Source organism: Vreelandella sp. EE27, from assembly GCF_968206495.1.
Window position 1 is genome coordinate 3,342,298 of the sequence record NZ_OZ309109.1, and the last position, 26,956, is coordinate 3,369,253.

The 26,956-nt window shown below is 62.7% G+C and carries 26 protein-coding genes; 3 read left to right on the forward strand and 23 right to left on the reverse strand.

The window, feature by feature from the left end:
* Nucleotides 1-18 precede the first annotated feature (18 nt).
* From rnhB to rpsB, 15 genes are all read right to left on the reverse strand, one after another.
* The gene (gene rnhB / locus ACWHVV_RS15650) at nt 19-639 is read right to left on the reverse strand and encodes a ribonuclease HII (protein ID WP_447927046.1); all 621 of its coding nucleotides are present in this window, start codon (nt 637-639) and stop codon (nt 19-21) included.
* Complete coding sequence (lpxB, locus tag ACWHVV_RS15655; protein ID WP_447927047.1) at nt 620-1,813, reverse strand: lipid-A-disaccharide synthase; 1,194 nt, start codon at nt 1,811-1,813, stop codon at nt 620-622. The genes rnhB and lpxB overlap by 20 nt, the downstream gene beginning before the upstream one ends.
* Nucleotides 1,814-1,871: 58 nt before the next feature.
* Nucleotides 1,872-2,639: an acyl-ACP--UDP-N-acetylglucosamine O-acyltransferase gene (gene lpxA / locus ACWHVV_RS15660; protein WP_447927048.1), complete on the reverse strand. Its 768-nt coding sequence runs from the start codon at nt 2,637-2,639 to the stop codon at nt 1,872-1,874.
* Complete coding sequence (gene fabZ / locus ACWHVV_RS15665; protein ID WP_447529953.1) at nt 2,636-3,079, reverse strand: 3-hydroxyacyl-ACP dehydratase FabZ; 444 nt, start codon at nt 3,077-3,079, stop codon at nt 2,636-2,638. The genes lpxA and fabZ overlap by 4 nt, the downstream gene beginning before the upstream one ends.
* A 134-nt stretch (nt 3,080-3,213) precedes the next feature.
* On the reverse strand, nt 3,214-4,251 hold the full coding sequence (lpxD, locus tag ACWHVV_RS15670; protein ID WP_447927049.1) for a UDP-3-O-(3-hydroxymyristoyl)glucosamine N-acyltransferase: 1,038 nt from the start codon (nt 4,249-4,251) through the stop codon (nt 3,214-3,216).
* Nucleotides 4,252-4,301: 50 nt separating this feature from the next.
* Nucleotides 4,302-4,799 carry an OmpH family outer membrane protein gene (locus ACWHVV_RS15675; RefSeq protein ID WP_447529955.1) on the reverse strand — a complete coding sequence of 166 codons (498 nt, stop codon included), beginning with the start codon at nt 4,797-4,799 and terminating at the stop codon, nt 4,302-4,304.
* Nucleotides 4,800-4,862: 63 nt separating this feature from the next.
* Nucleotides 4,863-7,214, reverse strand: coding sequence for an outer membrane protein assembly factor BamA (bamA, locus tag ACWHVV_RS15680; protein ID WP_447927050.1), 2,352 nt, complete (start codon nt 7,212-7,214; stop codon nt 4,863-4,865).
* A 98-nt stretch (nt 7,215-7,312) separates the two neighbouring features.
* Nucleotides 7,313-8,671, reverse strand: coding sequence for an RIP metalloprotease RseP (rseP, locus tag ACWHVV_RS15685; RefSeq protein ID WP_447927051.1), 1,359 nt, complete (start codon nt 8,669-8,671; stop codon nt 7,313-7,315).
* 19 nt (nt 8,672-8,690) lie between these two features.
* Nucleotides 8,691-9,896: a 1-deoxy-D-xylulose-5-phosphate reductoisomerase gene (gene ispC / locus ACWHVV_RS15690; protein WP_447927052.1), complete on the reverse strand. Its 1,206-nt coding sequence runs from the start codon at nt 9,894-9,896 to the stop codon at nt 8,691-8,693.
* Nucleotides 9,893-10,714, reverse strand: coding sequence for a phosphatidate cytidylyltransferase (locus ACWHVV_RS15695; protein ID WP_447927053.1), 822 nt, complete (start codon nt 10,712-10,714; stop codon nt 9,893-9,895). The genes ispC and ACWHVV_RS15695 overlap by 4 nt, the downstream gene beginning before the upstream one ends.
* Nucleotides 10,707-11,492 (reverse strand): polyprenyl diphosphate synthase, encoded by a 786-nt coding sequence (uppS, locus tag ACWHVV_RS15700; RefSeq protein ID WP_447927054.1) that lies wholly within the window; start codon nt 11,490-11,492, stop codon nt 10,707-10,709. Before uppS ends, ACWHVV_RS15695 begins: the two co-directional genes overlap by 8 nt.
* 85 nt (nt 11,493-11,577) lie before the next feature.
* Nucleotides 11,578-12,135, reverse strand: a complete 558-nt coding sequence (gene frr / locus ACWHVV_RS15705) for a ribosome recycling factor (protein ID WP_447927055.1) — start codon at nt 12,133-12,135, stop codon at nt 11,578-11,580.
* A 4-nt stretch (nt 12,136-12,139) separates the two neighbouring features.
* Nucleotides 12,140-12,907 carry a UMP kinase gene (pyrH, locus tag ACWHVV_RS15710; RefSeq protein ID WP_447529962.1) on the reverse strand — a complete coding sequence of 256 codons (768 nt, stop codon included), beginning with the start codon at nt 12,905-12,907 and terminating at the stop codon, nt 12,140-12,142.
* Nucleotides 12,908-13,029: 122 nt separating this feature from the next.
* Nucleotides 13,030-13,899: a translation elongation factor Ts gene (gene tsf / locus ACWHVV_RS15715; protein WP_447927056.1), complete on the reverse strand. Its 870-nt coding sequence runs from the start codon at nt 13,897-13,899 to the stop codon at nt 13,030-13,032.
* A gap of 224 nt (nt 13,900-14,123) precedes the next feature.
* Nucleotides 14,124-14,873 (reverse strand): 30S ribosomal protein S2, encoded by a 750-nt coding sequence (gene rpsB, locus ACWHVV_RS15720; RefSeq protein ID WP_447927057.1) that lies wholly within the window; start codon nt 14,871-14,873, stop codon nt 14,124-14,126.
* Between the two features lie 328 nt (nt 14,874-15,201).
* On the opposite strand from rpsB, the gene map reads away from it, so the two are divergent.
* Genes map through ACWHVV_RS15735 form a run of 3 tightly spaced genes read left to right on the forward strand, consistent with a single transcriptional unit; the run spans nt 15,202 to nt 19,209 of the window.
* Complete coding sequence (gene map, locus ACWHVV_RS15725) at nt 15,202-15,990, forward strand: type I methionyl aminopeptidase (RefSeq protein ID WP_447529965.1); 789 nt, start codon at nt 15,202-15,204, stop codon at nt 15,988-15,990.
* Complete coding sequence (locus ACWHVV_RS15730) at nt 15,990-18,665, forward strand: [protein-PII] uridylyltransferase (RefSeq protein ID WP_447927058.1); 2,676 nt, start codon at nt 15,990-15,992, stop codon at nt 18,663-18,665. The genes map and ACWHVV_RS15730 overlap by 1 nt, the downstream gene beginning before the upstream one ends.
* A gap of 13 nt (nt 18,666-18,678) precedes the next feature.
* Nucleotides 18,679-19,209 (forward strand): prepilin peptidase, encoded by a 531-nt coding sequence (locus tag ACWHVV_RS15735; protein ID WP_447927059.1) that lies wholly within the window; start codon nt 18,679-18,681, stop codon nt 19,207-19,209.
* Here ACWHVV_RS15735 and ACWHVV_RS15740 read toward each other — a convergent pair.
* From ACWHVV_RS15740 to cpaB, 8 genes are all read right to left on the reverse strand, one after another.
* On the reverse strand, nt 19,206-19,517 hold the full coding sequence (locus tag ACWHVV_RS15740; RefSeq protein WP_447927060.1) for a DUF3613 domain-containing protein: 312 nt from the start codon (nt 19,515-19,517) through the stop codon (nt 19,206-19,208). The genes ACWHVV_RS15735 and ACWHVV_RS15740 overlap by 4 nt on opposite strands.
* A gap of 31 nt (nt 19,518-19,548) precedes the next feature.
* Entirely contained in the window at nt 19,549-20,217 is a 669-nt protein-coding gene (locus tag ACWHVV_RS15745; RefSeq protein WP_447927061.1) for a tetratricopeptide repeat protein, read from the reverse strand.
* Complete coding sequence (locus ACWHVV_RS15750; protein ID WP_447927062.1) at nt 20,217-21,092, reverse strand: type II secretion system F family protein; 876 nt, start codon at nt 21,090-21,092, stop codon at nt 20,217-20,219. The genes ACWHVV_RS15745 and ACWHVV_RS15750 overlap by 1 nt, the downstream gene beginning before the upstream one ends.
* Nucleotides 21,093-21,094: 2 nt before the next feature.
* The gene (locus tag ACWHVV_RS15755) at nt 21,095-21,979 is read right to left on the reverse strand and encodes a type II secretion system F family protein (RefSeq protein WP_447927063.1); all 885 of its coding nucleotides are present in this window, start codon (nt 21,977-21,979) and stop codon (nt 21,095-21,097) included.
* A complete protein-coding gene (locus ACWHVV_RS15760) occupies nt 21,972-23,213 on the reverse strand; it encodes a CpaF family protein (protein WP_447927064.1) in 1,242 nt (413 codons plus the stop codon). The genes ACWHVV_RS15755 and ACWHVV_RS15760 overlap by 8 nt, the downstream gene beginning before the upstream one ends.
* A gap of 68 nt (nt 23,214-23,281) precedes the next feature.
* Complete coding sequence (locus tag ACWHVV_RS15765) at nt 23,282-24,451, reverse strand: AAA family ATPase (protein ID WP_447927065.1); 1,170 nt, start codon at nt 24,449-24,451, stop codon at nt 23,282-23,284.
* Nucleotides 24,452-24,459: 8 nt separating this feature from the next.
* Nucleotides 24,460-25,683 (reverse strand): type II and III secretion system protein family protein, encoded by a 1,224-nt coding sequence (locus ACWHVV_RS15770; RefSeq protein WP_447927066.1) that lies wholly within the window; start codon nt 25,681-25,683, stop codon nt 24,460-24,462.
* A gap of 274 nt (nt 25,684-25,957) precedes the next feature.
* The gene (gene cpaB / locus ACWHVV_RS15775; protein ID WP_447927067.1) at nt 25,958-26,947 is read right to left on the reverse strand and encodes a Flp pilus assembly protein CpaB; all 990 of its coding nucleotides are present in this window, start codon (nt 26,945-26,947) and stop codon (nt 25,958-25,960) included.
* Nucleotides 26,948-26,956 lie beyond the last annotated feature (9 nt).

Consider the following 26,956-nt stretch of genomic DNA (forward strand, 5'->3'; position numbering starts at 1 on the left):
TAAATAAATGGGCCGTCGTCAGGCCAGCGCTAGCTGACGCTTGACCGGCGCAAAGCTTACGCGATGTTCACTCAGCGGGCCGTGCGCCGCCAGCGCCGCGAGGTGCTCTTTGGTCGGGTAGCCCTTGTGGCGGGCGAAACCATAGGCCGGGTGGCGCGCATCGAGCGCCACCATCTGGGCGTCCCGGGCCACCTTGGCCAGAATCGAGGCCGCGGCAATCGCCGGGTGGCGGGCATCGCCCTTGACGACGGCCTGGCCGGGAAGCGCGTGGCCGGGTAAACGATTGCCGTCCACCAGCAAATACTCTGCTTGCGGGGCGAGGCCGTCAATCGCCCGACGCATGGCCAGGTGCGTGGCGTGAAAAATATTGAGTGTATCCACCTCCGAAGCGCTCGCCTCGGCCACGCAGTAAGCCAGCGCCTGGGCCCGAATCTGCGCATCCAGCGCTTCGCGTTTGGCCGCACTCAAAGTCTTCGAGTCGTTGAGCCCCTCGATAGGCGCTGCCGGGTCGAGAATGACCGCCGCGGCGACGACGCTGCCCACCAGCGGGCCGCGCCCGACCTCGTCCACACCGGCCAGGTACGCGCCGGCGTAGGGAATCTGCAAAGGCGGGTACTCTTTAGGTGTCTTGATGGCCATACGCCTCCTCGGAATCCTTGGGTAGCGGGCGGCCTTCGGCGACCGCCTCGACGGCCAGCGCCGCGCGAACGCTCGCCCCGCGTTGAAGCGCGGCGTGCATGCTGGCAAAGCGCGCCTCCAGCGCCTGGCGGGAAACGTCATCCTCCAGCAGCGCATTCAGCGCGTCGACAATCGCCTCCGGCGTGGCGGCGTCCTGAACGAGCTCTTCCACCAGCGCCTGTTGGGCGATCAGGTTGGGCAGCGAGATCCAGCGCGTCTTGACCAGCCGCCTGGCAAGCCAATGAGTGGCCGGGGCCATCTTGTAGGCCACCAGCATCGCCCGGTGACAAAGCATCGCCTCGAGTGCGGCGGTCCCGGAGGTCAGCAGCACCAGGTTGCTGGCCACCATGGCCTCGCGGGCGCGACCTTGAATGAGCGTGACCGTGGCCGCGAGCGCCGGGGTGCGGCGTAAAAGCGCCTCGAGCTCCTGGTAGCGCTGCGCGGTGGCGGCGGGAATGACCACGCAAAGCGCTGGATGGCGCTCCTTGAGCCGAGTCACCGCCTCGAGAAAGGTCTCACCCATGAAGCGGATTTCGTTGCCCCGGGAGCCGGGTAGCACCGCCAGCAAGGGGCCCTCCTCGGCAAGCCCGAGCGCCTGGCGGGCGGCGGTGCGGTCGTTTTGAAGCGCCATTTCGTCGGCCAGCGGGTGGCCGACGAAGGCGACCGGTACCTGGTGGCGTTGATAGAACGCCGCCTCGAAAGGCAGAAACGTCAGCATGGCGTCCACGGCGCGGGCGATCTTTTTGACCCGGCCCTGACGCCAGGCCCATACCGAGGGGCTGACGTAGTGGGCGGTCTTGATGCCCGCGCGGCGCAGCTTGAGCTCGAGGCCGGTATTGAAGTCCGGCGCGTCGATGCCGATCATGATGTCCGGCTGCCACTCACACGCCTCAACAAAGAGCGTGCGGCGCACGCGAACGAGTTCGGGCAGGTGCTTGACGACCTCGACCAGCCCCATGACCGAGAGGGTTTCCAGCGGAAAGCGGCTCTGCATGCCCTCGGCCTGCATATTGGGTCCACCGATACCACGAAACTCGACGCCTGGGTGGCGCGCGCGCAGCGCGCGCATCAGCCCGGCGCCCAGCTGGTCGCCCGAGAGCTCGCCGGCGACAAGGTATACACGCGCTAAGGCCATGCTCATCTTCCTGTGGCGTTGGTGGTCACGCCGTGGCAGAGCGTCACCCGGTTCTGATCTAGCGGACGATACCGCGCGTGGAGCGCTCGATCGAGTCGGCGAAGTGCGTGACCTCGGGGATATCGAAGCGCGTGCGCATTTCTTCGAGGGCCTGCTCGACGGTCATTCCCTGCCGGTAGACCAGCTTGTAGGAGGCGGTCAGCGCACTGATCGCCTCGCGGCTGAAGCCGCGGCGTTTGAGCCCCACCAGGTTGAGGCCGCGCGCCTCGGCCGGATTGCCGTTGATCATCATGTAGCAGGGCGTGTCCTTGGTGATGATCGAGCCGCCGCCGGCCATGGCGTAGTCGCCAAAGTGGCAGAACTGATGGACCGCCGAGAGCCCGCCCAGAATCGCGAAGTTGCCGACGGTCACGTGGCCGGCCAGGGTCACCTGGTTGGCAAGAATACAGTCGTCGCCGATCAGGCAGTCGTGGCCGACGTGGACGTAGGCCATGAACAGATTGCGCGAACCGATGGTGGTTTCGCCGCGATCCTGCACGGTGCCGCGATGCAGCGTCACGCCTTCGCGCACGACGTTGTCATCGCCCATCACCAGGCGGGTGGGTTCGCCGGCGTACTTCTTGTCCTGGCACTCCTCACCCACGGAGGCGAACTGGAAAATACGCGTGCGCTTGCCAAGCCTGGTGGGGCCCTTGACCACCACGTGGGGGCCGATCACCGAGCCCTCGTCGATCTCGACATCGGGGCCGATCACGCTGAACGGGCCGACCTCGACGTCGTCGGCAAGGCGGGCCGTTGGGTCGACCAGTGCGGTAGGATGTATCAAGTTACCTTCCTCTCGGCACAGATGATTTCCCCTGCGCAGGCAAGCTCGCCGTCCACCGTGGCTTCGCAGGCAAACTTCCAAATACCGCGTTTGCCACGAATCACGTTCGCCTCCAGGCGCAGCTGGTCGCCGGGCATGACCGGGCGCTTGAAGCGCACGTTGTCGCTGCCCACGAGGTAGTACACGTAGCCGTCGGCGGGCAGTTTGTTGACGGTTTTGAAGCCCAAAATGCCGCAGGCCTGGGCCAGTGCTTCGATCACCAGCACGCCGGGCATGATCGGGTGATGGGGGAAGTGCCCATTGAAGAAGGGCTCGTTGATGCTGACGTTCTTGTACGCCACGATGGATTCGCCCACAGTTAACTGCGTCACTCGATCCACCAGCAAGAACGGGTAGCGGTGAGGCAAGTATTCGCGAATTTCGTTAATATCCATAACCATCGTAACGACCTCAAAAAAGACAAAAAACCTGACAGCGAATCAGGTAAATGCCAGCGTCGACGCTGGCAAAAGGTGGCGAATTATACCCCCGCAGCCGGGTGAAGGGCCACCTGGCGCGAACCTAAAACGCGCCTCTAGTCATCGCGGCGTACTTTTTCCAACTTGTTCAGCCGCTTGGCGATCTCGTCGAGCTGTTTGAAACGCACGGCGTTCTTGCGCCACTGGGTGTTGTTCATCGCCCCGGTTCCGGAGGAGTAAACGCCCGGCTCTAGAATGGAGTTGGTCACCAGGCTCATGCCGGTGACCTGGACGCCGTCGCAGATCGTCAGGTGCCCGGAGAGCCCGACCCCGCCGCCCAGCATGCAGTGCTTGCCGACCTGGGTGGAGCCGGCAATACCCACGCAGCCCGCCAGCGCGCTGTGATCGCCGATGCTCACGTTGTGGGCGATCTGCACCTGGCTGTCGATTTTGACGTCGCGGCCGATCAACGTATCGCCCAGTGCGCCGCGGTCGATACTCGAGCAGCTGCCGACTTCCACGTCGTCGCCGAGCACGACCCCGCCCAGCTGGGCGATCTTGTGCCAGCCCGCGCCGTCGTGGGCAAAACCGAAGCCGTCACCGCCAATCACGCAGCCGCTTTGCAGGATCACCCGCTTGCCGATCACGCAGCCGTGGCAAACGGTGACGTTGGCGTGAAGGCGCGAGCCCTCACCGATCGTGGTGTCCGCGCCGATCATGCTGCCGGCGCCGACCACCACCCGCGCGCCCAGCGTGACGCCGGACTCGATCACCGCGTGGGCCTGAATCGAGACGTCTTCGCCCAGCACGACGTCGTCAGCGACCACCGCGGTTGGGTGAATACCGATCGTGTCACGCGCTTTCACGGGGTCGAACAGTTGGGAGACTTTGGCGTAGGCCAGGTACGGGTTATCGATCTCGAGGCGAGGCACCGGGCAGTTTTTGCCGTGCTCGGGGTGAAGCAGCACCGCCGCTGCCCGGGTGGTCGTCAGATCCTTGAGATAGGCGCGGTTGGCCAAAAAAGCGATCTGGTCGGGCTCGGCTTCCTTGAGCGTTGCCAATCCGCGAATCGGCTGGTCAGCGTCGCCGTCGAAGGCGATGTCCAGGTGGCGAGCGATATCAGCCAGCGTGATGGTGTGAGAAGCGTGCGTCATGGGAGCCCACAATTGCGCGGGTGCGGCAGCGCCGCACCCCATCGATTAGTTTATAGCGAGTCGAAAATCTGCGTAACTTCGTTGGTAACGTTGGGCAGATCCGTCGAGGAGTGCAGTACCCCCTGGGGCTCCACCAGCACATCGATGTTATGACGCGCCAGTACCTGCTCGACGGCTTGCTCGAGTTTGGACTCGGCGCTTTCCAGAAACTGCTGTTCGGAGTTTTGCTGGGCCTGCAGCACGTCGCGGCGCAGCTGCTCGAAGCGGCTGCCCTTCTGCTGAAGCTCGGCAATCAGCGATTCGCGCTGGGCCTGGCCCATGGTCTCGCCTTCGTTTTGCAGGCGCTGCTGAAGCTGCTGGAGCTCGTTACCCAGGCCCTGGGCTTCGCGCTGTTGGCTACCGATCTGACCTTCCAGCTGGCTCAGCGAGGTTTGTGCGGACTGCGTGTTCATCAGCGCAGCGCGCCAATCGAGTACCGCCACCTCGGAGGCAAAAGCGGGAAGCGCCATGCTCCCGAGAAGACATACCGCGGCCGTCAATTTACGCATGCTAACTCCTTTTCTTAAGCTGACGCGGGTCAGGCCGGCAAGCGCCGGCCGACCACGGGCGTATTAGAACGTTTGGCCCAACGAGAACTGGAAGAACTGCGTGTCGTCGCCGCTTTCATCGTTGAGCGGCTTGGCCACGCTGAAGGTAAGCGGCCCAACCGGCGTTAGCCAGGCAAGGCCCACACCCGCGCTGTAGCGTAGATCGCCCAGGTCGACACCAGAGCTGCAGCGCTGGCGTCCGGCGTCTTCGTCCAATACATCGTAGCAAGAGTCCAGGAAGGTGTTACCCGCATCCACGAACAGCGACGGCTGAATCGAGCGCTGATCTTCGACGAAGGGCAGCGGGAAGAGTATCTCGGCGCTGCCTTCCATCAATACGTTACCGCCAAGCGTCCGGTCACGGCCGCCTTCGCGAGCCGGCGTGGTGCGCTGGCCCAGGGTGTTGGAGGTGTAGCCACGCACCGAGCCCAAACCGCCGGCGTAGAAGTTTTCATAGAACGGGAACGGGTCGTTGGTTCCCAGCGTATCGGCGTAGCCCAAATTACCGGTGAACTTCAGCGCCCAGGTTTGCTCTTCGTTGACCGGGAAGAGCTGCTGCGCGCGGGCGCGGGCCTTGTAGTACTGGGCGTCGCTGCCCGGCACGCCGGCTTCCACCGACAGGCGCTGGTAGTTACCCGCGGTCGGCATGACGCCACGGTTCAAGTTGTTGCGGGTCCAGCTGGCGGTGAGCTTCAGACTTTGGGCATCCTTACCCTCCTCTTCCACGTAGCGGCGGATTTCCGAGGCGGTATCGAAGTAGGTCTTGACCGTCAGATCTTCGATGCTGGCGCCGAAGTTGAGCCGTGAAAGCTCGCTGATCGGGTAGCCGAAGTTGATACCCGCGCCGTAGGCGTCGGTGGAGAACGTCGAAATATCGGAGTCGGCGTAGTCGGTCTCGCGGTAGAAAACGTTATAGCCCCGCGAGATGCCGTCCAGCGTCCAGTAGGGGTCGGTGAAGGCGAAGTTGACACTGGTGAAGGTATCGCTTCGCTGAGCGCCGATGTTGACCCGGTTACCGGTACCCAGGAAGTTGTTCTGCGCCAGGCCCACGCCGTAGATGATACCGGCGCTTTGCGAGAAGCCCACGCTTGCCGACACCGAGCCCGAGGGCTGCTCTTCGACGTTATAGGTCACGTCCAGAAGGTCGGGCTGGCCGGGCACCGGCTGGGTGTCGACCTCGACCTGGCTGAAAAAGCCGAGCCGCTCGAGGCGCTGGCGGGACTGAGTGATCGAGTCGGTGGAGGCCGGCGCGCCCTCCATCTGGGTCATCTCGCGGCGCAGCACTTCGTCCTGGGTGGTAGTGTTACCGTAAAATTCGATACGCCGAACATAGGCGCGCTGGCCCGGGTCGACGGCGATCACCAGGTCCACGCTATCGCCGCTGCCGGTTTGCTCGGGCACGCCCTGCACCTCGGCAAAGGCGAAGCCTTCGGCGCCCAGGCGGCTTCGCAGCGCCTCGGTCGAGGCGTTGATCTGACCGCGGGAGAAGACGTCGCCGCTTTCCACTTCCAGCAGCTGACGCGCTTCGCTTTCGCTGATTTGCAGATCACCGGCAAAGCGGATGTCACCGACGCGAAACTGCTCGCCTTCATCCACGTTGAGGGTGATGTAGATGTCGGTTTGTTCCGGGCCGATGGAGACCTGGGTCGAGGTCACGTCGAAATTGATGTAGCCGCGGTCCAGGTAGAACGAGCGCAGCCGCTCGATATCGCCGGCCAGCGCCTCGCGAGAGTATTCGTCGTTGGAGAACCAGCCAAAGATGCGTCCGGGGCGGTCTTCGAGCTCGAACACGCTGCGCAACGTCTCGTCGTCGAAGTCGTCGTTACCGACGATGTTGATTTGGCGGATGGTCGCAACGTCGCCTTCGTTGACGTTGATGTTGACCTGAACGCGGCCTTCGTCGATCTCCTGAACGTCGGTGCTGATGCTCGCACTGTAACGTCCCTGGGACTGATAGACGCCTTCGAGCTCGCGCTGGATCTCTTCGAGTGTCGAGAGCTGCAGCACCTGGCCTTCGGAAAGGCCGGACTGGCGCAAGCCCCGGCGCAGGTCGTCATCGGCGATTTCGCTGTTGCCGGTAATGTTCAAACGCGCGATGGTCGGGCGCTCGACGACCTGGATGACGAGGACGTCACCTTCCCGGGCAAGCGATACGTCTTCGAAAAGGCCGGTAGCGAACAGATTACGCGCCGCCGCCGCCAGCTCCTGCTCGCTGACGTTGTCGTTGGCGCTGACGGGAAAGGCATTGAAGACCGAGGCGGCAGATACGCGCTGCAGCCCTTCTACACGAATGTCCGAAACGTCAAAGGATTGTGCCTGGGCGCTACCCGCCGCCGCCAGCAGGAGTGCCGCCATTCCAAGGGTCTTGATTTTCATGCAGTCAGTTCGCTCGCGTTGGTCTGCCGGTTATTAAACAGGCACCATATACATTTGTGCAGGCGGATGACAAGGCATCTTAGGCGCTACACGCGTCATTACCAAAGGCGCATCAGATCGAAGTAGAGCGCCATTACCATCAGCGTCCCTACAATGGCGAGTCCGATACGCAGCCCCACCGCCTGGGCTTTTTCCGAAACCGGGCGTCCGCGCACGATTTCGATGAAGTAGTAAAGTAAGTGCCCACCATCGAGTACCGGAATAGGCAGAAGGTTCAAAACACCGAGGCTGATGGAAAGGTACGCTAAAAAGCCCAGGAACGCTTCCACCCCCGCCCGAGCGGAATCGCCGGAGATTTGCGCGATGGTGATCGGCCCGGACAGGTTGGACGGCGAAATGAGCCCCACCAGCATCTTGCGAATCGCATCCAGGGTTAGCATGATCATTCCACCGGTGCGCGAAAACGCCTGCCCCACTGCCTCGACGGGACCAAAACGGATCTCGCGCGTGAGCTCTTCGGGCCAATCGATCTGCTCTACCCCTGCGCCAATGTACCCAACCTCGGCGCCGTTCTCCAGTGGTTTGCGCGCCGGTGTCAGCGACAACGCTGCCGGCTCCCCGTCGCGCTCATAGCGTATTTCCAGCGTCTGACCGGCGCTTTCGCGAATGATCGACACAAAAGCCATCCAGTCGGCGATGGGCTCACCGTCGATGGCGATCATCCGATCCCCGGGTTCGAGCCCGGCAACGGCTGCGGCTTCACCGTCGAGCACCGGGCCGAGCACCGCCGGTACGTCCGGGCGCCAGGGGGCGAAGCCTAAACTCTGCAGCGGCTGAGGCGGGTCCTGACGGGCGAGGTAGCGAGTCACCGGCAGAGCGTAGGTGCGCGGTGCGCTGGCGTCGTTGTCTCGTGCCTCGATGGCGAGCTCGCCGCTGTAGCCGATCAGCGAAACGAGCTTTAGGTTGATATCTTCCCAGGAACGCATGGGGTCGTTCTGGACCGCCGTGATCTCCGCGCCTTCGGGGAGGCCGGCTTCAAAAGCGGGCGAGCCCTCGACCACGTCGCCGACGATCGGCATGACCGTGGTCGTACCGGCCACGAACAGCGCCCAGTAGGCCACCAAAGCGAGCAGGAAGTTGGCGACCGGCCCGGCGGCGACGATCGCGATACGCGCCCAGACGCTTTTACGGTTAAAGGCCTGGTCGAGCTGGTCCTCGGGCACCGGCGCTTCGCGCTCGTCGAGCATCTTGACATAGCCACCCAGCGGAATGGCGGCCACGGCGAACTCGGTGCCGTGACGATCCGTCTTCGACCAGAAGGGCTTGCCAAAGCCGACCGAGAAGCGCAGCACCTTGACGCCGCAGCGCCTGGCGACCCAAAAATGACCGAACTCGTGGAAGGTGACCAGCACCCCCAGCACGACGATAACCGCTAAAACGTTCTGAACAAGCCCCACACGCTACTCCTTGGTGATCTCACGCCTCGCGGGTATCCGCGGTTTCGAGCAAGCGTCTTGCTTGCTCCCGCGCCCACTGGTCCGCCGCCAAAATTTGCTCGACGGTGTCCGCGCGGTGCGCGTGCGGCGAGGCCATGACGCCTTCCACCAGCTCGGCAATGGCGCCAAAGCGAAGGCGGCCGTCGAGAAAGGCCTCTACCGCGACTTCGTTGGCCGCGTTCAGCACCGCAGGTGCAGCGCCGCCGCGCTGCATGGCTTCCCGGGCAAGACGCAGGCAGGGAAAGCGGGTTTCGTCCGGCGCCTCGAAATCGAGCCTCGCCACTTGGAAAAGATCGAGCGTTTCCACGCCGGCCTCGATACGCTCGGGCCAGGCAAGCCCATAGGCAATGGGCGTGCGCATATCCGGGTTGCCCAGCTGGGCAATCACCGAGCCGTCGCTGTAAGCCGCCATGGAGTGAATCACGCTTTGTGGGTGCACCACCACCTGAATCTGCTCGGGGGTGGCGTCGAACAACCAGCACGCCTCGATCAGCTCGAGGCCCTTGTTCATCAGCGTGGCGCTGTCGACCGAGATCTTGCGCCCCATCGACCAGTTGGGGTGCGCGCAGGCCTGCTCCGGGGTCGCCGCCATGATAGCGGCGCTCTCCCACTGGCGAAACGGCCCGCCGGAGGCAGTCAGCAAAAGCTTTCGCACACCAAAGCGTTCGAGCCCGCCGCGGTGCTCCACCGGCAGGCACTGATAGATCGCGTTGTGTTCGGAGTCGATCGGCAGGAGCGTGGCGCCGGAGCGCGCCACGGCGTCCATGAAGAGCGCGCCGCTCATCACCAGCGCCTCCTTGTTGGCAAGCAAGATACGCTTACCCGCTTCGGCAGCGGCCAGGGCCGGTAAAAGCCCCGCCGCGCCAACGATCGCCGCCATCACCGTGTCCACTCGGGCATCCCGGGCGACGGCGCACAGCGCCTGCTCGCCAAAACTCACCTGCGTGGTAAGCCCGGCCCCTTCGAGAGCGGCCTCGAGCCAGGCGGCGTCTTCGGCGGTATCGAGTACCGCGGCCTGTGGGTGGTGCACCTTGCACTGCTCGAAAAGCGCCTCTTTCGAGGTGTGGGCGGTTAGCGCGTGGACGCGATAGCGCGCCGGATGGCGGGCGATCACGTCCAGCGTGTTTTTACCGATCGAACCGGTCGAGCCCAGCACCGTGATGCGTTGCGGATTGGCTGAGCTCATAGCGCGGTGACCTGAACGCTAAGCACTTCCACGTAGAGAAGCGCGAACAACGGAACCGCCGCGGTCAGGCTATCGATGCGATCGAGCACGCCCCCGTGGCCGGGCAGCAAATTGCTCGAGTCCTTGATGTCGCGAAAGCGCTTGAGCATGCTTTCCAATAGATCACCCAGCACCGACACGAAGGTCACCAGCGCCGTCATTGCAATCAAGATGAGGCCGCCGGTTACGCCCATCGGCTGCCAAAAAGCAAAGCCGAGCGCCAGAATAGCGGTGGCGGTCAGCGCCCCGAAGACACCTTCCCAGGTTTTGCCCGGGCTGACCCGGGGAGCCAGTTTGCGCTTGCCAAAACGCCGCCCGGCGAAATAGGCCCCGATATCGGCGCCCCACACCAGCAGCAGTACGAACAGTAGCCACACCGCGCCGCTTTCACGCAACACGTTGAAGCCCACCCAGCACGGCAGCAGCACCCAAAGGCCCATGGCCAGCCGCCAGGTGGTACTTTGCCACTGCTGGCGCTTCTCCGGGTAGTGGGCCACCCAGTAGAAGTTGACCGCCCAGCCAAGGGCGGCGACCCACAAGGGCCAGGCGGCAAAAGCCGCCCCGCCTAACCACATGGCCGCCATGAACAGCGCCGTCAACGCCACCAGCTTGAGGCGTTTTGAGCGGCGGGTAACGCCGGCCAGATTGGTCCACTCCCAGGCGCCCAGCAGTACGATGAGCGCGGTGAACAGCGCAAAGGCGCCGCCTTGTAATCCAAACAGGCCGATCAGCGTCAGAGGCGCCAACCAGGCTGCGGTGATGATCCGCTGTCTAAGCACCTTGCGCCTCTATTTGTTCATCGGTCATGCCAAAGCGCCGGCGCCGCGAGAAAAACTCGTCAAGGGCGCTGTCGAACGCCGCGGCACCGAAGTCCGGCCAAAACAAGGGGGAGAAGTAGAGCTCGGCGTAGGCAAGCTGCCAGAGCAAAAAGTTGGAGAGCCGTTGCTCGCCGCTGGTGCGAATACACAGATCCACCGGCGGCACATCACAGGTATTCATCGCCTGACCGAGGCGCGTTTCGTCGATTTCGCTTGGCTCGAGGGTACCCGCCGCCACCTGTTCGGCAAGCGCGCGGCTGGCCCGGGCGATGTCCCAGTGGCCGCCGTAGTTGGCGGCGATCACCAGGTGCATGCCGGTGTTGCTCTCGGTCAGCGTCTCGGCGCGCTGAATATGTTTTTGTATGGCCTGGGAAAAGCCCTGCTGCTCGCCGATCACCGAAAGCCTTATATTGCGCTCGTGGAGCTTTTTGACCTCGCGCTTGAGCGCCATCAAAAAGAGCTCCATCAGCGCATTGACCTCCGCCGCCGGACGCTTCCAGTTTTCGCTGGAGAACGCGAACAGGCTCAGGGTCTTGATGCCGCGTTCGGCGGCGCGCTGGATCACCGCGCGCACGGCTTCTACGCCGGCACGGTGACCGCGTACGCCGGAAAGCCCCCGGGCGCGTGCCCAGCGGTTGTTACCATCCATGATAATAGCGATATGCAACGGGCTCGACTCCCCGGCGTGAGAAGGCAGCGCGTCGCACGGCGCCTGGGTCGGAAACTGCGGCGACGTCATGAGTTCTCGCACCAACGTTCAGTCATAAATAAGCCATACAATCGCCCGGGGCGGCAAACCGCACCGGGCGTAATAAAAGACACGACTACACCTGCATCAAATCCTGCTCTTTGGCGGCCAGGGCCTTTTCGATGTCGGCAATGTACTTATCGGTCAGCTTCTGGATCTCGTCTTCCCCCTGGCGCTGATCGTCTTCGGTGATCTCTTTATCCTTGAGCAGGTTTTTGAAATCGCCGTTGGCGTCGCGACGTACGTTACGAATCGCCACCCGGGTGTTTTCGGCCTCGGAACGCGCCTGCTTGATGTAGCTTTTGCGCGTTTCTTCGGTCAGCATCGGCATCGGCACGCGAATCACGTTACCGGCGCTCGACGGGTTGAGGCCCAAATCGGCGGTCATGATCGCTTTTTCGATCTTGGGCACCATGGGCTGCTCCCAGGGCGTGACGGCCAGGGTGCGCGCGTCTTCGACGTTGACCGAGGCCACCTGATTGAGGGGCACCTGACCGCCGTAATAATCCACGGTGACGGCGTCCAGAATACTGGGGTGGGCGCGGCCGGTACGGATCTTTTTGAAGTTGGTATGCAGCGCGTCGACACTTTTTTGCATGCGCGCGTCGGCATCTTTCTTGATGTCGTTAATCACGTTTTCATCCTCTGTCTATCAGCGTGCCTTCCTTGCCCCCTACGACGAGGTTGAGCAAGGCGCCAGGCTTGTTCATGTTGAATACACGTACCGGCATGTCATGGTCACGTACCAGGCAGATAGCGGTCAAATCCATTACGCCAAGCTTTTGCTCGAGGGCGTCGTCGTAGGTCAACTGCTCGTACTTGACGGCGTCGGCATGCTTGACCGGATCCTTATTGTACACACCGTCTACCTTGGTGGCTTTAATGACCACGTCGACATCGACTTCGATACCGCGCAGGCACGCGGCCGAGTCGGTCGTAAAGAACGGGTTGCCGGTGCCGGCGGAAAACAGCACGACGTCGCCGGAGGTCAAATAGCGAATCGCCGTGCGGCGGTCGTAATGCTCTACCACGCCACTCATGGGAATCGCTGACATCACCCGCGAGCGGATGTTGGAACGCTCGAGGGCGTCACGCATCGCCAGTGCATTCATCACCGTTGCCAGCATTCCCATGTGATCGCCGGTTACACGGTCCATACCTGCTTCGTTGAGCGCCGCTCCGCGAAACAGATTACCGCCTCCGATCACGATCCCCACCTGGACACCGATGCCCACGAGCTGTCCGATCTCCAGCGCCATGCGATCCAGCACCGCCGGGTCGATACCAAAATCGTGCTCGCCCATCAGCGCCTCGCCCGAAAGCTTGAGCAAGATACGCTTGTACTTGGATTTCGATTTATCCATTTTACCGGCGATGGGGTTGGCTTCTTGAACATCACGTGACATGGCATCTCTCCAGGATAAAGAACAAAGGGGGTAGCAGGTCCTTTTAAGGGCCGAACGCAAAGGCCGGATACACAATGGCGTGCGCTTACGCGCACGCCATTATCGAACGGGAACCTGCGACCTTAGCGACGGCCAGCCTGTTCCATTACCTCTTTAGCGAAGTCGACTTCTTCTTTCTCGATGCCCTCGCCCACTTCAAAGCGCGTAAAGCGGACCACTTCACCACCGGCCGCCTTTACGAACTCGGCAACGGTCTGGTTGGGGTCTTTGACGAAGGCCTGCTGGGTCAGGCTGTTCTCGGCCAGGTACTTCTTCAAACGGCCTTGAACCATCTTCTCGGCGATCTGCTCGGGCTTGCCGGCCATGTCGGGCTGGGCCAGGATGATCGCTTTCTCTTCGTCGAGCTCGGCCTGGGGCATATCTTCCGGGTGAGAAACACTCGGATTGATCGCCGCCACGTGCATCGCCACGCCTTTAGCGGTTTCGCTGTCGCCGCCGGTCAGTACGGTCAACACGCCGATACGACCGCCATGGACGTATTCGCCCACCAGACCGCCTTCGACGGCATCGACGACGACGGCACGACGCACGCCGATGTTCTCGCCGATTTTCTGAACGAGCTGCTCACGTTCGGTTTCGATATCGCCTTCGGTGACCGCGGCCACGTCTTCGCTTTTAGCGGCGAAGAAGGCGTCGGCGACCTTTTTAGCGAAATTGATGAAGTTTTCATCGCGCGAAACGAAGTCGGTCTCGGAGTTGATCTCGACCATTACACCGTAGCTGCCGTCGTCGGCAACGCGGGTCACCACGGCGCCTTCGGCGGCGACACGGTCGGCTTTCTTGGCGGCTTTGAGACCCGAGTTCTTGCGCAGGTTCTCGATTGCCACTTCGATATCGCCACCGGTTTCGGTGAGTGCTTTTTTGCACTCCATCATGCCAAGACCGGTACGTTCGCGCAGTTCTTTAACCTGAGAGGCGCTGATAGCTGCCATGAGAAATTCACCTCTGAAAGGATTCTTGAGAGTTAGACGCGCTACAAAGTATAGACAAGGCGTATGACCGCTTTGTATCACTGCCCGTTCAGCGCAGATCATCGTTTGTAGTGCGTATGCCGGCGTCAAACCTGGCGTAATCGGCCCGCCAAGCGGGCAAAAGGGGGCAAAAGCCCCCTTCACGCGATGCGGCTAGACGGCCCGCCGCATCCACCGTGACCGTGTTACTCGGCCGCGGCGTCGGTTTCGGCGGACGCCTGCTCGTCGGTTACTTCAACGAACTCGTCCGGACGACCTTCTTTAGCGCGGCCACACGCGTCGGCAATCGCCTTCACGTAGATCTGGATCGCGCGGATGGAGTCGTCGTTACCCGGAATGACGTAATCCACGCCATCGGGGTTGGAGTTGGTATCGACCACGCCAATGACCGGGATACCCAGCTTGTTGGCTTCGTTGATCGCGATACGCTCATGATCGACGTCGATCACGAACAGCGCGTCCGGCAGACCGCCCATTTCCTTGATACCGCCGATGGAGCGCTCGAGCTTATCTTGCTCGCGGGTCGCCATCAGAACTTCTTTCTTGGTCAGCTTCGCGAACGTGCCGTCTTCGTGCATGGTCTCAAGCTCGCGTAGACGCTTGATGGACTGACGGATCGTTTTGAAGTTGGTCAACATGCCGCCCAACCAGCGATGGTTGACGAACGGCTGGCTAACGCGGTTGGCTTCTTCCTTGATGACCTTGCTGGCGCTGCGCTTGGTACCAACGAACAAAATCTTGTTGTTGGACGACGCCATCTTCTCGACCACGTCGATCGCTTCGTTCAGCGCCGGCAGGGTGTGCTCGAGGTTGATGATGTGAATCTTGTTGCGCGCGCCAAAGATGAACTTGCTCATCTTCGGGTTCCAGTATTTGGTCTGGTGACCGAAGTGAGCGCCTGCTTTGAGCAGGTCACGCATGTTAACGTGTGCCATGGTAAAACTCCTGAAACTCGGGTTAGGCCTCCACGCACCCCATGGATCCGACCGATAGTCTCGACGCTGAATCAGCGTCTAGCGAGGCTAAAGGCACCCGGGACCATGTGCCGGTGCATGTGTGTTTTCAAGGCTTGCTGTTTAGCCTCACGGGACATCCGCAGGGCTTCCTCTTGTACGCTTGCCCGCCGCCGGCTCGATCGCGGGGCGATTACGGGATGGCGATTGCAGTAAAGCGCGCGGCTTTATACCATATATCATTGTCAAGATGAAGTCGCACCCCTGGGTTTGCGTCTACTCCCGACCCAACACGCCATATCGAGAAGTCATGAACGTTCCAATCAAGACAGCGGAAGAAATCGAAAAGATGCGCGAAGCCGGCCGTCAGGCGGCCAGCGTTTTTGAAATGATCACGCCCTTTATAGCCGCAGGTGTCACCACCGGCGAGATCGACAAGCGCTGTCACGAGTACATCGTCGATGAGCTGGGCTCACAACCTGCGCCGCTGAACTACCACGGCTATACCCACGCCACCTGCATTTCGCTCAATCACGTGGTGTGTCACGGCTTTCCGGACTTCAGCAAGAAGCTGAAAAACGGCGACATCATGAACCTGGACATCACCGTCAAAACCGCCGACGGCTACCACGGTGATTCCAGCATGATGTTCATCATCGGCGAGACCATCCAGGGCGAGCGCCTGTGTCGCGTGACCCAGGAGTGCCTTTACAAGAGCATCGCCCAGGTCAAACCCGGCGTGCATCTTTCCGAGCTTGCGCGCACCATTCAAAAGCACGCCGAAGGCAACGGCTACTCGGTGGTACGCGACTTCTGCGGCCACGGTATCGGCGCCGGCTTTCACGAAGACCCGCAGTTTCTGCACTACGACGGCTACGCGCCGAGCGCGGATATCGCGCTGGAACCCGGCATGTGCTTCACCATCGAGCCGATGATCAACGTCGGCGGCTACAAGACCAAGGTACTGCGCGACGGCTGGACCGCGGTCACCAAGGACAAGAGCCTGTCCGCCCAGTGGGAGCACACGCTGCTGGTCACCGAAAGCGGCGTTGACGTGCTGACTGCGCGCAGCGACGAAGATTTCAGCTTCTTGAACTGATGCTCTTACACCACCACCGGTTCGAGCCGGACGCTACCCTGTTCGATCTTAAGGCGTTTCGCGCGGAACTCGCCGGCACGCGCTCGCCAGTGGCCCCGTTCAAGGCGGCGCTCAAGCAGCTGCAAGCGCGCCTGGACGAGCAGTTTCGGGCCGGCGGTGACATCCGCGACTTGGTGCGCGGGCGCGCCTGGTACCTGGACCAGCTACTGGCCATCGCCTGGGAGCGCCACGCCTGGCCGGATGACGCCATCGCCCTGGTCGCCGTAGGCGGCTATGGGCGCGGCGAACTTCACCCCCACTCCGATATCGATCTGCTGCTGCTGTTGGAGGGCGACGACGACAGCGCTTACCGCGAGCCGCTCACCGCCTTTATCACCTTTTTATGGGATATTGGCCTGGAGATCGGCCACAGCGTGCGCTCGCTAAGTGACTGCGAGCGCGAGGCGCGAGACGACGTCACGGTGATCACCAACCTGCTCGAATCGCGCCTGGTCGCCGGCCCAAAGCGGCTGCGCGAGGCGATGCGAAGCCGTTTGAGCCCGGCGAATCTGTGGCCGGCGGATCGTTTTTTCGAGGCCAAGTGGCAAGAGCAGATCACCCGCCACTACCGCTACAACAACTCCGAGTATCATCTGGAGCCGAATATCAAAAGCTCGCCGGGCGGGCTTCGCGATATTCAGATGATCGGCTGGATTGCCAAGCGCCACTTCGATATCGAGCAGTACGCCGATATCGTGGCCAACGGCTTCATGAACGACGCGGAGCTTCGCATTCTAAGCCAGGGCCAGGCCTTTTTGTGGCAGGTGCGCTATGCGTTGCACATGCTGACCGACCGCGCCGAAGACCGATTGCTGTTCGATCATCAGCGCACCATCGCCTTGATGTTCGGCTTTCGCGATACGCCGGAGCGCCTGGCCGTCGAGCAGTTCATGAAGCGCTATTATCGTCACGTCACCGCCCTTGCCGGGCTCAACGACATGCTGCTCCAGCACTTCGACGAGGTCATTCTGCGCGGCAAGGAAGAACTCGAAACGGTCACGCTCAACGAGCGCTTCGAGACCAAGGGCGGCTACATTCAGGCGCGCTCGCGCAGCCTGTTTCGCGACCACCCCGAGGCGATGCTCGAGCTTTTCCTGCTGATGGCCGAGCACCCGGAGATCGAAGGCGTGCGCGCCGACACCATCCGGCTGATTCGCGACCACCGCCACCAGATCGACGACCACTACCGCGACGACCCGCACCATCAGCGCCTGTTCATGGCAATCATCCGCTCGCCGGGTAACGTACCGCGCCAGCTCCGGCGTATGAACCGCTACGGCATTCTGGGCAAATACCTGCCGGAGTTCGGCCGCGCGGTCGGCCTGATGCAGCACGACCTTTTCCATATCTATACCGTCGACGCGCACACCCTGCGCCTGCTCAAGTTTTTGAACGGTTTTAGAAAACCCGAAGCCAAGGCGGACTTTCCGGTCGCCGCCCCGCTGATCCACCAGTTGCCCAAACTCGAGCTTTTGTGGATCGCCGGGCTTTATCACGATATCGGCAAGGGCCGCGGCGGCGACCACTCGATCATCGGCGCCCTCGATGTCGAGCAGTTCTGCCGCCGCCACCACGTCTCGCTGCACGACACCAACCTGGTAAAGTGGCTGGTCGAGCATCACCTTTTGATGTCCATGACCGCGCAAAAGCGGGATATCAGCGACCCGGACGTGATTCGCGACTTCGCCCTGGTGGTGCGCAACGAAACCCGCCTGGATTATCTTTACGTGCTCACCGTGGCGGATATCAACGCCACCAACCCCACGCTCTGGAACGGCTGGCGGGCGTCGCTTTTGCGCCAGCTCTACGCGGAAACCAAGCGCGCGCTGCGCCGCGGGCTCAAAAACCCGCCGGACCGGGACGACTGGATCCGCGAAACCCGCTGTGAAGCGCGGTCGCTTTTGCAGAACCTGGGGGTGGCCAGCGAGCAGATCGACACCCTGTGGGAGTCGCTGGGTGAGGACTACTTTCTACAGTACGCGCCCAGCGAGATCGTCTGGCAGGCCCAGGGCATTCTCGCCCACCAGCCCTCCCTGCTTCCGCTGGTGTTGATCAGTGCGCCCACCGAGGACATGGCCGAAGGCGGCACCAAGGTGTTTATCCACACCCGCTCGGTGGACGATCTGTTCGCCGCCACCGCCGCGGCCATGGAGCAGTTGGGGCTTTCGATTCACGACGCGCGTATCGCGACTTCGCACAACGACTGGACGCTCAACACCTTCATCGTGTTGGACAGCCAGGGCCAGCCGATTCGCGATGTTGACCGCATCGAAGAGATGCGCAGCCACCTGGTCGAGGAACTCGACGACCCGGACGACTACCCGCAGATCGTCACCCGGCATACGCCGCGCCAGCTCAAGCACTTCAAGGTACCCACAGAGGTGATCATCGAGCAGGACCCGGCCAACGAGCGCACCCTGTTGGAGCTGACCGCCCCGGACCGCCCGGGCCTTCTCGCCCGGGTGGGGCGTATCTTCATGGAGCAGGACATCGCGCTTTCTACGGCCAAGATCGCAACCCTTGGCGAGCGGGTCGAGGATGTGTTCTTCATCACTACCAAAGCGGGCGAGGCGCTGACCGACCCGGCGCGCCAGCAGCGCCTGCGCGAGCGTTTGATCGAGGAGCTGGGCGTGTGAGCGAGGAGGGCCGGTGGCGCCGGGTATAGCGCTTCTATTCCTATGGGTGCTGGCCGTGGCCTACATGGATCTTCGGAAACGCCAGATCGCCAACCGCCTCGTGTATCCGTTTTTGCTGCTGGCCGCGGGGTGGCTGGCCGTGACCGGCGAAAGCTTGATCGGGGTGGCCTGGCCCCAGGCGCTGTTCGGGGTGGGGGGCGCGCTGCTGCTCGCCATTCCCGGCCACGTAAAGGGGGTGCTGGGCGGAGGCGACGTCAAACTGCTGGCCGCCCTTGGCCTGTGTTTGGGCACGACGGGGCTGCTGGCGGTAGTGGCGCTAACGGCGGCGCTGCTCGTCGTGTGGCATACCCTCGCGCGGCGCTTGCCGGCAAAAACCCGGGCGGCCCTTGCGCACTACGCCCCGGGGATTTGCCCGCCCCCGCGCGATCACCCCCAGGACCCTCTCGTTCAAGCCCCAGATGAACCGGGCTACTATGCCTACGCCCCCTTCATTGCGCTGGCGCTCGTGCTACTGGTGCTAGGGGCCATCAGCTTCACCGGCTAGTTGCCGCTGAAACCGCCGGCGGTATCGCTTGCGTAGCGTTCGGGAATGGGGTGGTTGAAGCTATCAAGCCAGCGCTGATGAGCAAGCTCCTGCTCCCGGGGTGAAAGGGACTGGGGCGTAAGCGATGCCTGGTGGCCCTGGCGCTGAACCTGTAGCCAGTTATCCGCCGCGGTCATCGAGTGCTTGCCCGGGCCCGCGCAGCCGCTTAACAGGGCGACCATCAAAGGCGCGGCCACCAGCGCGACCAACCCCCGACCGACGCCTCTGGTTGGGGCGCCCCGCAGGCTACCCACCTTGCAATATGCCATTTCTTTATCTCCCTCGTATCGGCGCATGGACTTAACGGCGCTGCTGATCTTCCAGCTGCATCTGGTGGGCGCGGGTTTCGGCGCGCTGGTACTGTAGGGGTGTTCCCCGCCCGTTACCCAGCAGCGCGCTCGCGGCCTGGGGTCGCTGCTGATAGATCAGCAGCGTCATCAAGTTCTCCAGCGGCAGCGCGTCGTCCTGGCTTAGCTCCAGCGCGGTCATGAACTCGAACCGCGCTTTTTCGAGCTCGCGACGCTGTAGATGAACGAAGCCCAGGTCGTTACGGATCTTGAAACTGGCGGGGTAGAGCCTGGCCGCTTCGCGCATATGGGCGAGCGCCTGATCGAAGTCGCCAGCAACGACGGCCACCTGGCCAAGACCCTGGTGCGCCTCGGCGGCCACGCAGCTGTCGAGCAGCGAGCGGTAGAGCGCGGCCGCTTCCGGGTCGTCCAACTGACGCAAAATTTGCGCCTTGCGCAGGCGCACCTCGGCAATCGACTCGGGCAGCTGCTCGAGGTGGGCCAGCGCCGCATGGGGCCTCCCCTGCTCAGCCATGTCGTTGGCGAGCTCGACGGCGAGCTGCTGTTCCGGCGCCAGTTGGCGGCACGCATCGACCGGCGCGCCCGCCGTAGAGGACACCCCGGCACAGCCGGAAAGCGCCAGCGCGAGAAGCACCGTAGCGCTCGCTAAAACATGGTTCATCAATTCATCCCCGATATCGCGGCAAAAATGGCCATAAAGCCAGGCCCTGCCAGAATAATCAGCAGCGCTGGAAAGAGAAACAAGACCATCGCCCCGGACATCTTGGCCGAAAGCTTGGAGACCTTCTCCTGCTGGTCGGTGATTCGCCTGTCGTGGAAAAGCTCCTTGAGCGAAATGAGCGAGGCGACCGCCCCACCGCCCTGGCGTATCAACTGCTCGAGAATCACCACGCAGTCGTTGAGCGGATCCACATCCAGCCTTTCGGCCATGACGCTGAGCTCAGTGGCCAGGTCGAGGCCGGCGTCGACGCGGCTGAGCACGCGCCGGAGTTCCCGGGAAAGCTCGGGCAGAATGTGCTCTCCCTCCCGGGAGAGCACCCGCAGCGACTGATCCACGGTCATACCGACCTCGAAGAGCATGCGCAAAAGCGGCAGCATCGCCGACACCTCTTCGTTGATAGCGGCGTGGCGCTTTGCGACCTGCTTTTTGAGCCAGCGCTTGGGCAGAAAAAAACCAAGCGCCGCGGCGATGAATACCGCCAACAGCGATGGGCCATCGCCCCAAAGCGCGCTAACCAGGGTGGCCAGTACGCCGGTCGCGATCGGCACGCCCAACTGAAACGCGTAATAGGTGGCGCGCTGGTCGGCGCCGCGCCAGCTCAACTGCTCCATCAGCTTCGGAACTTCCGCATCCAGCTTGCCATCCAGGTAGGCAAGCTCTCCCAGCAGCGTACGCCGCGATATGCGGCCAGGGGTATCGGTCACCGCGATGCGCTGGGCAATCATGGCCGCTTTCCAGCGCTTGGTGAGCAGCACATAGCCCACCAGGCCCGCCGCGACAAAAAAAAGTAACGCACTGAGGGTCAAAAGCGTCATGGTTACATACTCTTCAGCATACGCCACAAGAGCGTACAGCCGGTCACTTGTAGCGTTAAAGAAAGTAGCAGCATGGCCTTACCGGCCGTCGTTGCCCACATATCGAGTATTAACGTCGGGTTCACCATCAAAATATAACTTCCTATGGCGATGGGCAGGCCGGCCAATACTATCGCGCTGATACGCGTCTCGCCGGTCATGGCACTCAACTGGCGGCTGGCCTGCTCCCGGTCGCGGATGATCATGATCAGGTTATTGAGCATATCGGTGGAGTTGCCGCCATAGCGCTGGTTGACCTGCACCCCCAGCGCCAGCATGTAAAACTCCTCCCGGGGGTAGTCCTCGGCAAACTCGTTGACCGCTTCCGCCAGCGGCATGCCAAGCTCTATATCCCGGCGCACGGTTTGTATCGCCTGGTTGAGCGGGTCGGGGCAGCGCTTCATGGCAAGCAGCATGGCATCGCTCAAGGTTCTACCGGATTTGATACTGCGTATCATATGATCCAACAGCGTAGGCAGCTGCGCGATCATGCGCTCCAGGCGTTTTTGCGCCCGCCACTGCCCGACGAGATAGACCACCAGCGCTATCAAGACGAGCGCAATCGGCGGCAGCATCCAGCTAATTTGGGTCAGCATCAGCGCCAGCAGAAGCACCAGCGCCGTTGCCACCGCCACCACCCAGGAGGGCAGATCGAGCCCGGCCTGGCTTAGCCAGCGCGCCATGCCTCTGGGTCGGCGCTCGCGCCGGGTCATCGATGCGCGCTCGCTTTGAAGCCGCTGGCCCACGCGCTCGCCCACCGCCTGGCGGCGGCTTAGGTTCACCAACAAAAGCCCGGCCCCTAGCAGCAAGAAGCTGCCCACCATCAGCAAAAGCGCTACGCTACCCACCGCTCGCCCCCGGTAATGCGCCCTGGAGTTTTTCGTTGACCACCTGGGTGCTCTTTTGCACAAAGCTCTGCTGGTGCCGGTCGTAGCGAAACAGCAGGTTGGTGACGTAATTGCCCTGCTCCAGCCCGCCAAGCTCGATGATCTCGCTGATACAGCGCTGGCCGTTGGGCAAACGGGACAGTTGAATGATCACCTCGATCGCCGAGGCGATCGAGCGGCGCACGGTACTCTCGGGCACCTGAACGCCGGAAAGCCCCACCAGGGTTTCGATACGCAGCAGTGAATCGCCGGCGTTGTTGGCGTGTATCGAGGTCATCGACCCTTCGTGGCCGGTGTTCATCGCCGAGAGCACATCGAGCACCTCGACCCCGCGGGTTTCGCCCAGAATGATCCGGTCGGGGCGCATGCGCAGCGCGTTGCGCACCAGGTTTCGAGCGGTCACCTCGCCGTGGCCATCCGCGTTGGGCGGGCGCGTCTCCAAACGCACGACGTGGCCGTGCTTGAGCTGAAGCTCCGCGGTATCCTCGATGGTCACCAGGCGCTCGCGCTGATCGATCAGGCTGCTCAACAGGTTCAGCATGGTGGTTTTACCCGTCCCGGTTCCCCCGCTGATGACGATATTGCAGCGCCTTTTCACCGCGCACTCAAGAAACGCCAACATGTCCTCGTTCAGCGAGCCGGCGCCGACCAGCTCCTTGCTTTGCAGCATGTCCTTACGAAACTTACGCACCGAAAGACAGGCGCCGTCCAGGGCGATAGGGGGAATCACCGCATTGACCCGGCTGCCATCCGGCAGGCGGGCGTCGACCATGGGCGAGGATTCGTCCAGCCGCCGCCCAAGCGGGGCAAGAATGCGCTGAATGACGCGCTGAAGGTGATGGTCATCGACGAACTGCAAATCGCTTTGCGACAGCACCCCACGGCGCTCGACGAAAATACGCTCACACCCGTTGACCAGGATCTCCGTTACGCTGGGATCACTGAGCAGCATTTCCAGCGGGCCGAAGCCGGTGAGCTCGTCGATCATCTCCTCGGTGAGCCGGTCGATCTCATAGCCCGATACCGCCAGCTGATGAAGCCGGGTAAAGGACTGGATATGCACGGCCAGAAACCGCCTAAGCTCGTGCCGGCTGCCTTCGACCAGGTTAGAGCCTTCATCGCCTAGCTGATCGATCAGGTAGCGGTGCAAACGCTCTTTAAGCTGAAAAAGCTGCTGGCGGCCCACTCGCTCCATAAGACGTCCTCTTTGGTGTGCAATGCAAAACCCTCATGATCTTTCCCAACCCGATACCTGGCCGGGGGTTAGCGCCGTAGCCGGGGCCATCGCCAACGCCCTCGACCCTCTTCCACCGGCTCGGGCAATAACGTTTTGGCCAGGCGCCGCAACGCTCTGGAGAGTTCGCTGTGGGGCGCCAATTCAAACAGCGGCACGCCCTGGTTGAGACTATTGAGCCGCTGCTCCGCTAGTGCCGGCAGCACCGCGGCAAGTGGCGTGGCGAAGGTGTCCGCCAGCACCTCCGGTGTGGGCGAGACGCTGGGTAAATGGCGGTCCACCAGCAAGCCCAGCCGGTTCAGAGTAATGCCTTCCGTCTTGTAGCGCTGCAGCCGCTCCAGATTGCGACGGCTGCAGGGCACGCTCTGCTGGACGTACCAAAGCACCTGGTCCGCCGCGCTTGCCAGGGCGCGCAAAAACCCGCTGTCCGCCTGGCCGCAGGCGTTGATCACGATAAAGGCGAAGTGCTGGCGCAAAACCCCCAACAAAAGGATCGCTTCCGCGTAGCTGTATTGCTCGGGATAGCGCTCGTCCTGAAGCAGCGGCAGCACGAAAAGCCCGCTTTCGTGCCGGGAAAACACGTTGGCGATGACCGCGCTGTCGATTCGCTGGGCGGAACTCATGGCGTCCTCGACGCCAAAGCTGCACTTCAGGTTCAAAAGCGCCTCCAGCTCGCCAAGCCCGGGGGCGGCATCGATCAACAAAACCGGCGAGTGCTGTTCGGCCACCGATAGCGCCAGATGGGCGGCCACCCAGGTCGTATCCGCCGTGGCGTCCGTGCCCTCCAGCACCACCACGTTGGCGCGGGGGCCGGAGCTTCCGCCGATGATCGACGGCTGCTTTCGAAGCAGCCGACGCATGAGGCTTTGCACCTCACTGCGGCGCTGACCCACGGTCAGGTAGTCCCGCGCGCCGGCGCGCATCGCACCCAGCACCAGCGCGTTCTCGGCGCTCTCCCCGACGGCGACGACGGCAAGATCCGGGCGCGACTCGACCACGCCCTCGATCACCAAAAGCGCCATGTCGCTGTTACTCGGGTCGATATAGAAAAAGATGAGGCCACTGCCCATCTGATCGGCCAAGCCGATAATGGCTTCCAACTGAGGGTTGACCGGCACCAGCCGGGTCTGCTCCACCAGGGTCGCCTTGAGCCAGCTAATCTCTGCGTCGCCGCAGCCGCATACCATGAATATCTGCATCATCGCCCCTATTGTGACAGTCCGGCGCTGCGGTTGAACGAGCCGTCCTCGAGCAGCAGCTCGTGCACGCTGGGCGCGTAATCGCGCACCTCTTCGCCGGGCAGGGAGGGCAGCGTCGCATCCGCCGCAATGGGCTGCACCAGGTGCGGCGTGACGATCATCAAGAGTTCGCGCTCTTCGCTGCGGGTTTGGCTATTGCGAAAAAAAGCGCCAAGGATCGGCACGCTTCCGATCCCCGGGAGCTGCCTCACCTGGGCACTGCGATTGGTGCTGATCAGGCCGCTGATGATGAAGCTTTCGCCGCTGGCAAGCGATACGCTGGTGTCCGAACGGCGAACCGTCAGCGCGGGCACCGTCGTTCCCGCAATGGTGACGCCGTTGGCGAAATCAAGCTCGCTGACTTCCGGGGCGACCTTGAGCGTGATCCGCTGCTCGTCGATGACCGTCGGCGTCAGCGTGAGCCGCACCCCGAACTCCTTGTACTCGATGGAGACGCTGTCGCTACCTGCACTGGGCACGGGGATAGGGAACTCGCCACCGGCCAGAAAACTGGCGCTTTGCCCGCTCAGCGCGACCAAACTCGGCCGCGCCAGGGTATAGGCGAAGCCGCTGGTCTCCAGAGCGCTAAGCGCGGCCATGACGCGCTGACTCCCACCCCCGACCACCAGGTTGAAACCGCTGCTGGAAAGCGGCACGTTGGCGCCGGGGGTCAGCGCGCCGATGGTGCCCACGCCGACGGACCCGGGGCCTACGCCTGGCGAGGCGAACAGATTGTTATTAGAAGCCCCGAACAGCGACACCCCGACTTCGCGAAGCCGGGTCCGGTTGACCTCGACGAAGCGAATGTCGGTCTGCACCTGGGAGGGCACCGGCGCACGTTGCAAGGCGCGCTCGCCAAGCGCTTGGCTCGCGGCGCCCGAAACGCTCAGGGCGATCTCGACCGGTGCATCGGCGCAGGGAGTCCAAATTGAGGCGTTGGTGACGCCGCCCGCCAGGGGGGTGATCAAAAAAGCGTTGCCGGAGGTCAGCTGCACGTTGGCCACCTCAGGATTGCCGACCGCCAGGCGCTCGATGGCGACCGGCAACGCCACCTCCCGGTGTATGCCCGGGGCCAATTCGAGCGCGGCCGGCACTTGGCTCAACTCGCTACAGCTGGACTGCGCAAGCGCCCCGGAGGAGTAGCTACCCACGCCCACCAGCACGCCGGCTAACACGCGTATCAGGTTCTTCATTGGTCTCCCTTACCCTGGCCTTTAACGCCCTGGCGTCTCGGTATTGGTTTGTCGTTATGAGTAGGTCGTTATAAGCCCAGGATGGCTGGCATGTCGTTGATAACGGCACGTCGTTACTAGGCTCTGTCTGAAAAGTGCCTGCGCTCGACAATACGGCGTTAAAAATTGGCTCAAAATACTCATTTACACATGTAAACTCCGTTTTTTCGCCAATTTTTGCCTTGTCTTGTCTTCGCTCGTCGACTTTTCAGACAGACCCTAACGCAGCAGCGGTCTAAGGCGCTTCCAGGCTTCTCACCGCCCCGCGAATCACGGCGACCGACGATTCGCTGGCCTCTGGCGAACGCGGGGCAGGGGCAGGCGCCGGCGCCTGCTGGTACGGGGGCGGCGCGGTATCATTCACGGGCACGGCCGGGGGCGGTGCAGCCGGGCGCAGGGCCAGCTGCTCGAACTGAAAAAGCTGCTGGTTGAGGTCCTGGATCGAAGAGGCGCCGGGGGCCCCGCGATGAAAATCGGCCAGACGCCGCTCCTCAGAGGCGCGCACGGCAATTCTTAGCTCGCCGACATCCGCGGCCAGGGCAAAGCGGGTGAGCAGCGTCTCGGGCACGGCGAGCACCAGCGTTCCCGAGGACGGGTTGGCGCCCCCCGAGGCGCTATCGGTTAGAGTCGACAGCGGCTGGACCGTTTCGCCTTCCGCGGTCAGCCCCAGCACGCTACCCACCGTCAATACGCGCAGGGCCGGCACGGCCACCTGCATCGTACGATCGGCGTTTTGCTCGGTCTGGGGAAGAAACAGCAGCACATCCACGTAGTCGCCGGGCGAGACATGCCCCCCGGCGCCCATGGCCGGGTTAAAAGGTACGGCAATCGCCCGCTCGTCTGATCGAATCATGCGCGCCACCGTACCGCCGCTGGCAAAGTGGCTCTCTTTCAATACCGTCCCTTGAGCGGTGTCGAGCCCCACGGAGCGCCCTATCAAAAGATCCGGATCGCTGAATCCGCCCGGCGGCATCAGGCTCAGCCGCTCTATCTGGAGATCCTCGCGAACGATTGGGTGATAAGCGCGCAGGTCCTTCGCGACCACCACGACCTCCACCCCGGGCAGGGGCTCGGCCGCTTCGCCAAGCACCGGGTCGCCGGATGCGTCAACGCCCGCGGCAGGCGCCGGCGCGGGCTGCTGGGCGATTCGAATACCCGCATAGCCCACGGCGATGGCCGCCACCACCAGCGCCACCGCAATACACATTAAAAAACGGCTACTCACTATTGTTGG

Excerpts from the sequence above, each read along its gene's own strand:
- ACWHVV_RS15675 (WP_447529955.1), bottom strand. The coding sequence starts at position 4,799 with ATGCGTAAATTGACGGCCGCGGTATGTCTTCTCGGGAGCATGGCGCTT.
- rnhB (WP_447927046.1), bottom strand. The coding sequence starts at position 639 with ATGGCCATCAAGACACCTAAAGAGTACCCGCCTTTGCAGATTCCCTAC.
- lpxD (WP_447927049.1), bottom strand. The coding sequence starts at position 4,251 with ATGACGCACGCTTCTCACACCATCACGCTGGCTGATATCGCTCGCCAC.
- ACWHVV_RS15750 (WP_447927062.1), bottom strand. The coding sequence starts at position 21,092 with ATGACGCTTTTGACCCTCAGTGCGTTACTTTTTTTTGTCGCGGCGGGC.
- pyrH (WP_447529962.1), bottom strand. The coding sequence starts at position 12,907 with ATGTCACGTGATGTTCAAGAAGCCAACCCCATCGCCGGTAAAATGGAT.
- rpsB (WP_447927057.1), bottom strand. The coding sequence starts at position 14,873 with ATGGCACACGTTAACATGCGTGACCTGCTCAAAGCAGGCGCTCACTTC.
- ispC (WP_447927052.1), bottom strand. The coding sequence starts at position 9,896 with ATGAGCTCAGCCAATCCGCAACGCATCACGGTGCTGGGCTCGACCGGT.
- uppS (WP_447927054.1), bottom strand. The coding sequence starts at position 11,492 with ATGACGTCGCCGCAGTTTCCGACCCAGGCGCCGTGCGACGCGCTGCCT.
- map (WP_447529965.1), top strand. The coding sequence starts at position 15,202 with ATGAACGTTCCAATCAAGACAGCGGAAGAAATCGAAAAGATGCGCGAA.
- ACWHVV_RS15740 (WP_447927060.1), bottom strand. The coding sequence starts at position 19,517 with ATGGCATATTGCAAGGTGGGTAGCCTGCGGGGCGCCCCAACCAGAGGC.
- lpxB (WP_447927047.1), bottom strand. The coding sequence starts at position 1,813 with ATGGCCTTAGCGCGTGTATACCTTGTCGCCGGCGAGCTCTCGGGCGAC.
- ACWHVV_RS15765 (WP_447927065.1), bottom strand. The coding sequence starts at position 24,451 with ATGCAGATATTCATGGTATGCGGCTGCGGCGACGCAGAGATTAGCTGG.
- ACWHVV_RS15770 (WP_447927066.1), bottom strand. The coding sequence starts at position 25,683 with ATGAAGAACCTGATACGCGTGTTAGCCGGCGTGCTGGTGGGCGTGGGT.
- ACWHVV_RS15745 (WP_447927061.1), bottom strand. The coding sequence starts at position 20,217 with ATGAACCATGTTTTAGCGAGCGCTACGGTGCTTCTCGCGCTGGCGCTT.
- tsf (WP_447927056.1), bottom strand. The coding sequence starts at position 13,899 with ATGGCAGCTATCAGCGCCTCTCAGGTTAAAGAACTGCGCGAACGTACC.
- ACWHVV_RS15760 (WP_447927064.1), bottom strand. The coding sequence starts at position 23,213 with ATGGAGCGAGTGGGCCGCCAGCAGCTTTTTCAGCTTAAAGAGCGTTTG.
- bamA (WP_447927050.1), bottom strand. The coding sequence starts at position 7,214 with ATGAAAATCAAGACCCTTGGAATGGCGGCACTCCTGCTGGCGGCGGCG.
- fabZ (WP_447529953.1), bottom strand. The coding sequence starts at position 3,079 with ATGGTTATGGATATTAACGAAATTCGCGAATACTTGCCTCACCGCTAC.
- ACWHVV_RS15730 (WP_447927058.1), top strand. The coding sequence starts at position 15,990 with ATGCTCTTACACCACCACCGGTTCGAGCCGGACGCTACCCTGTTCGAT.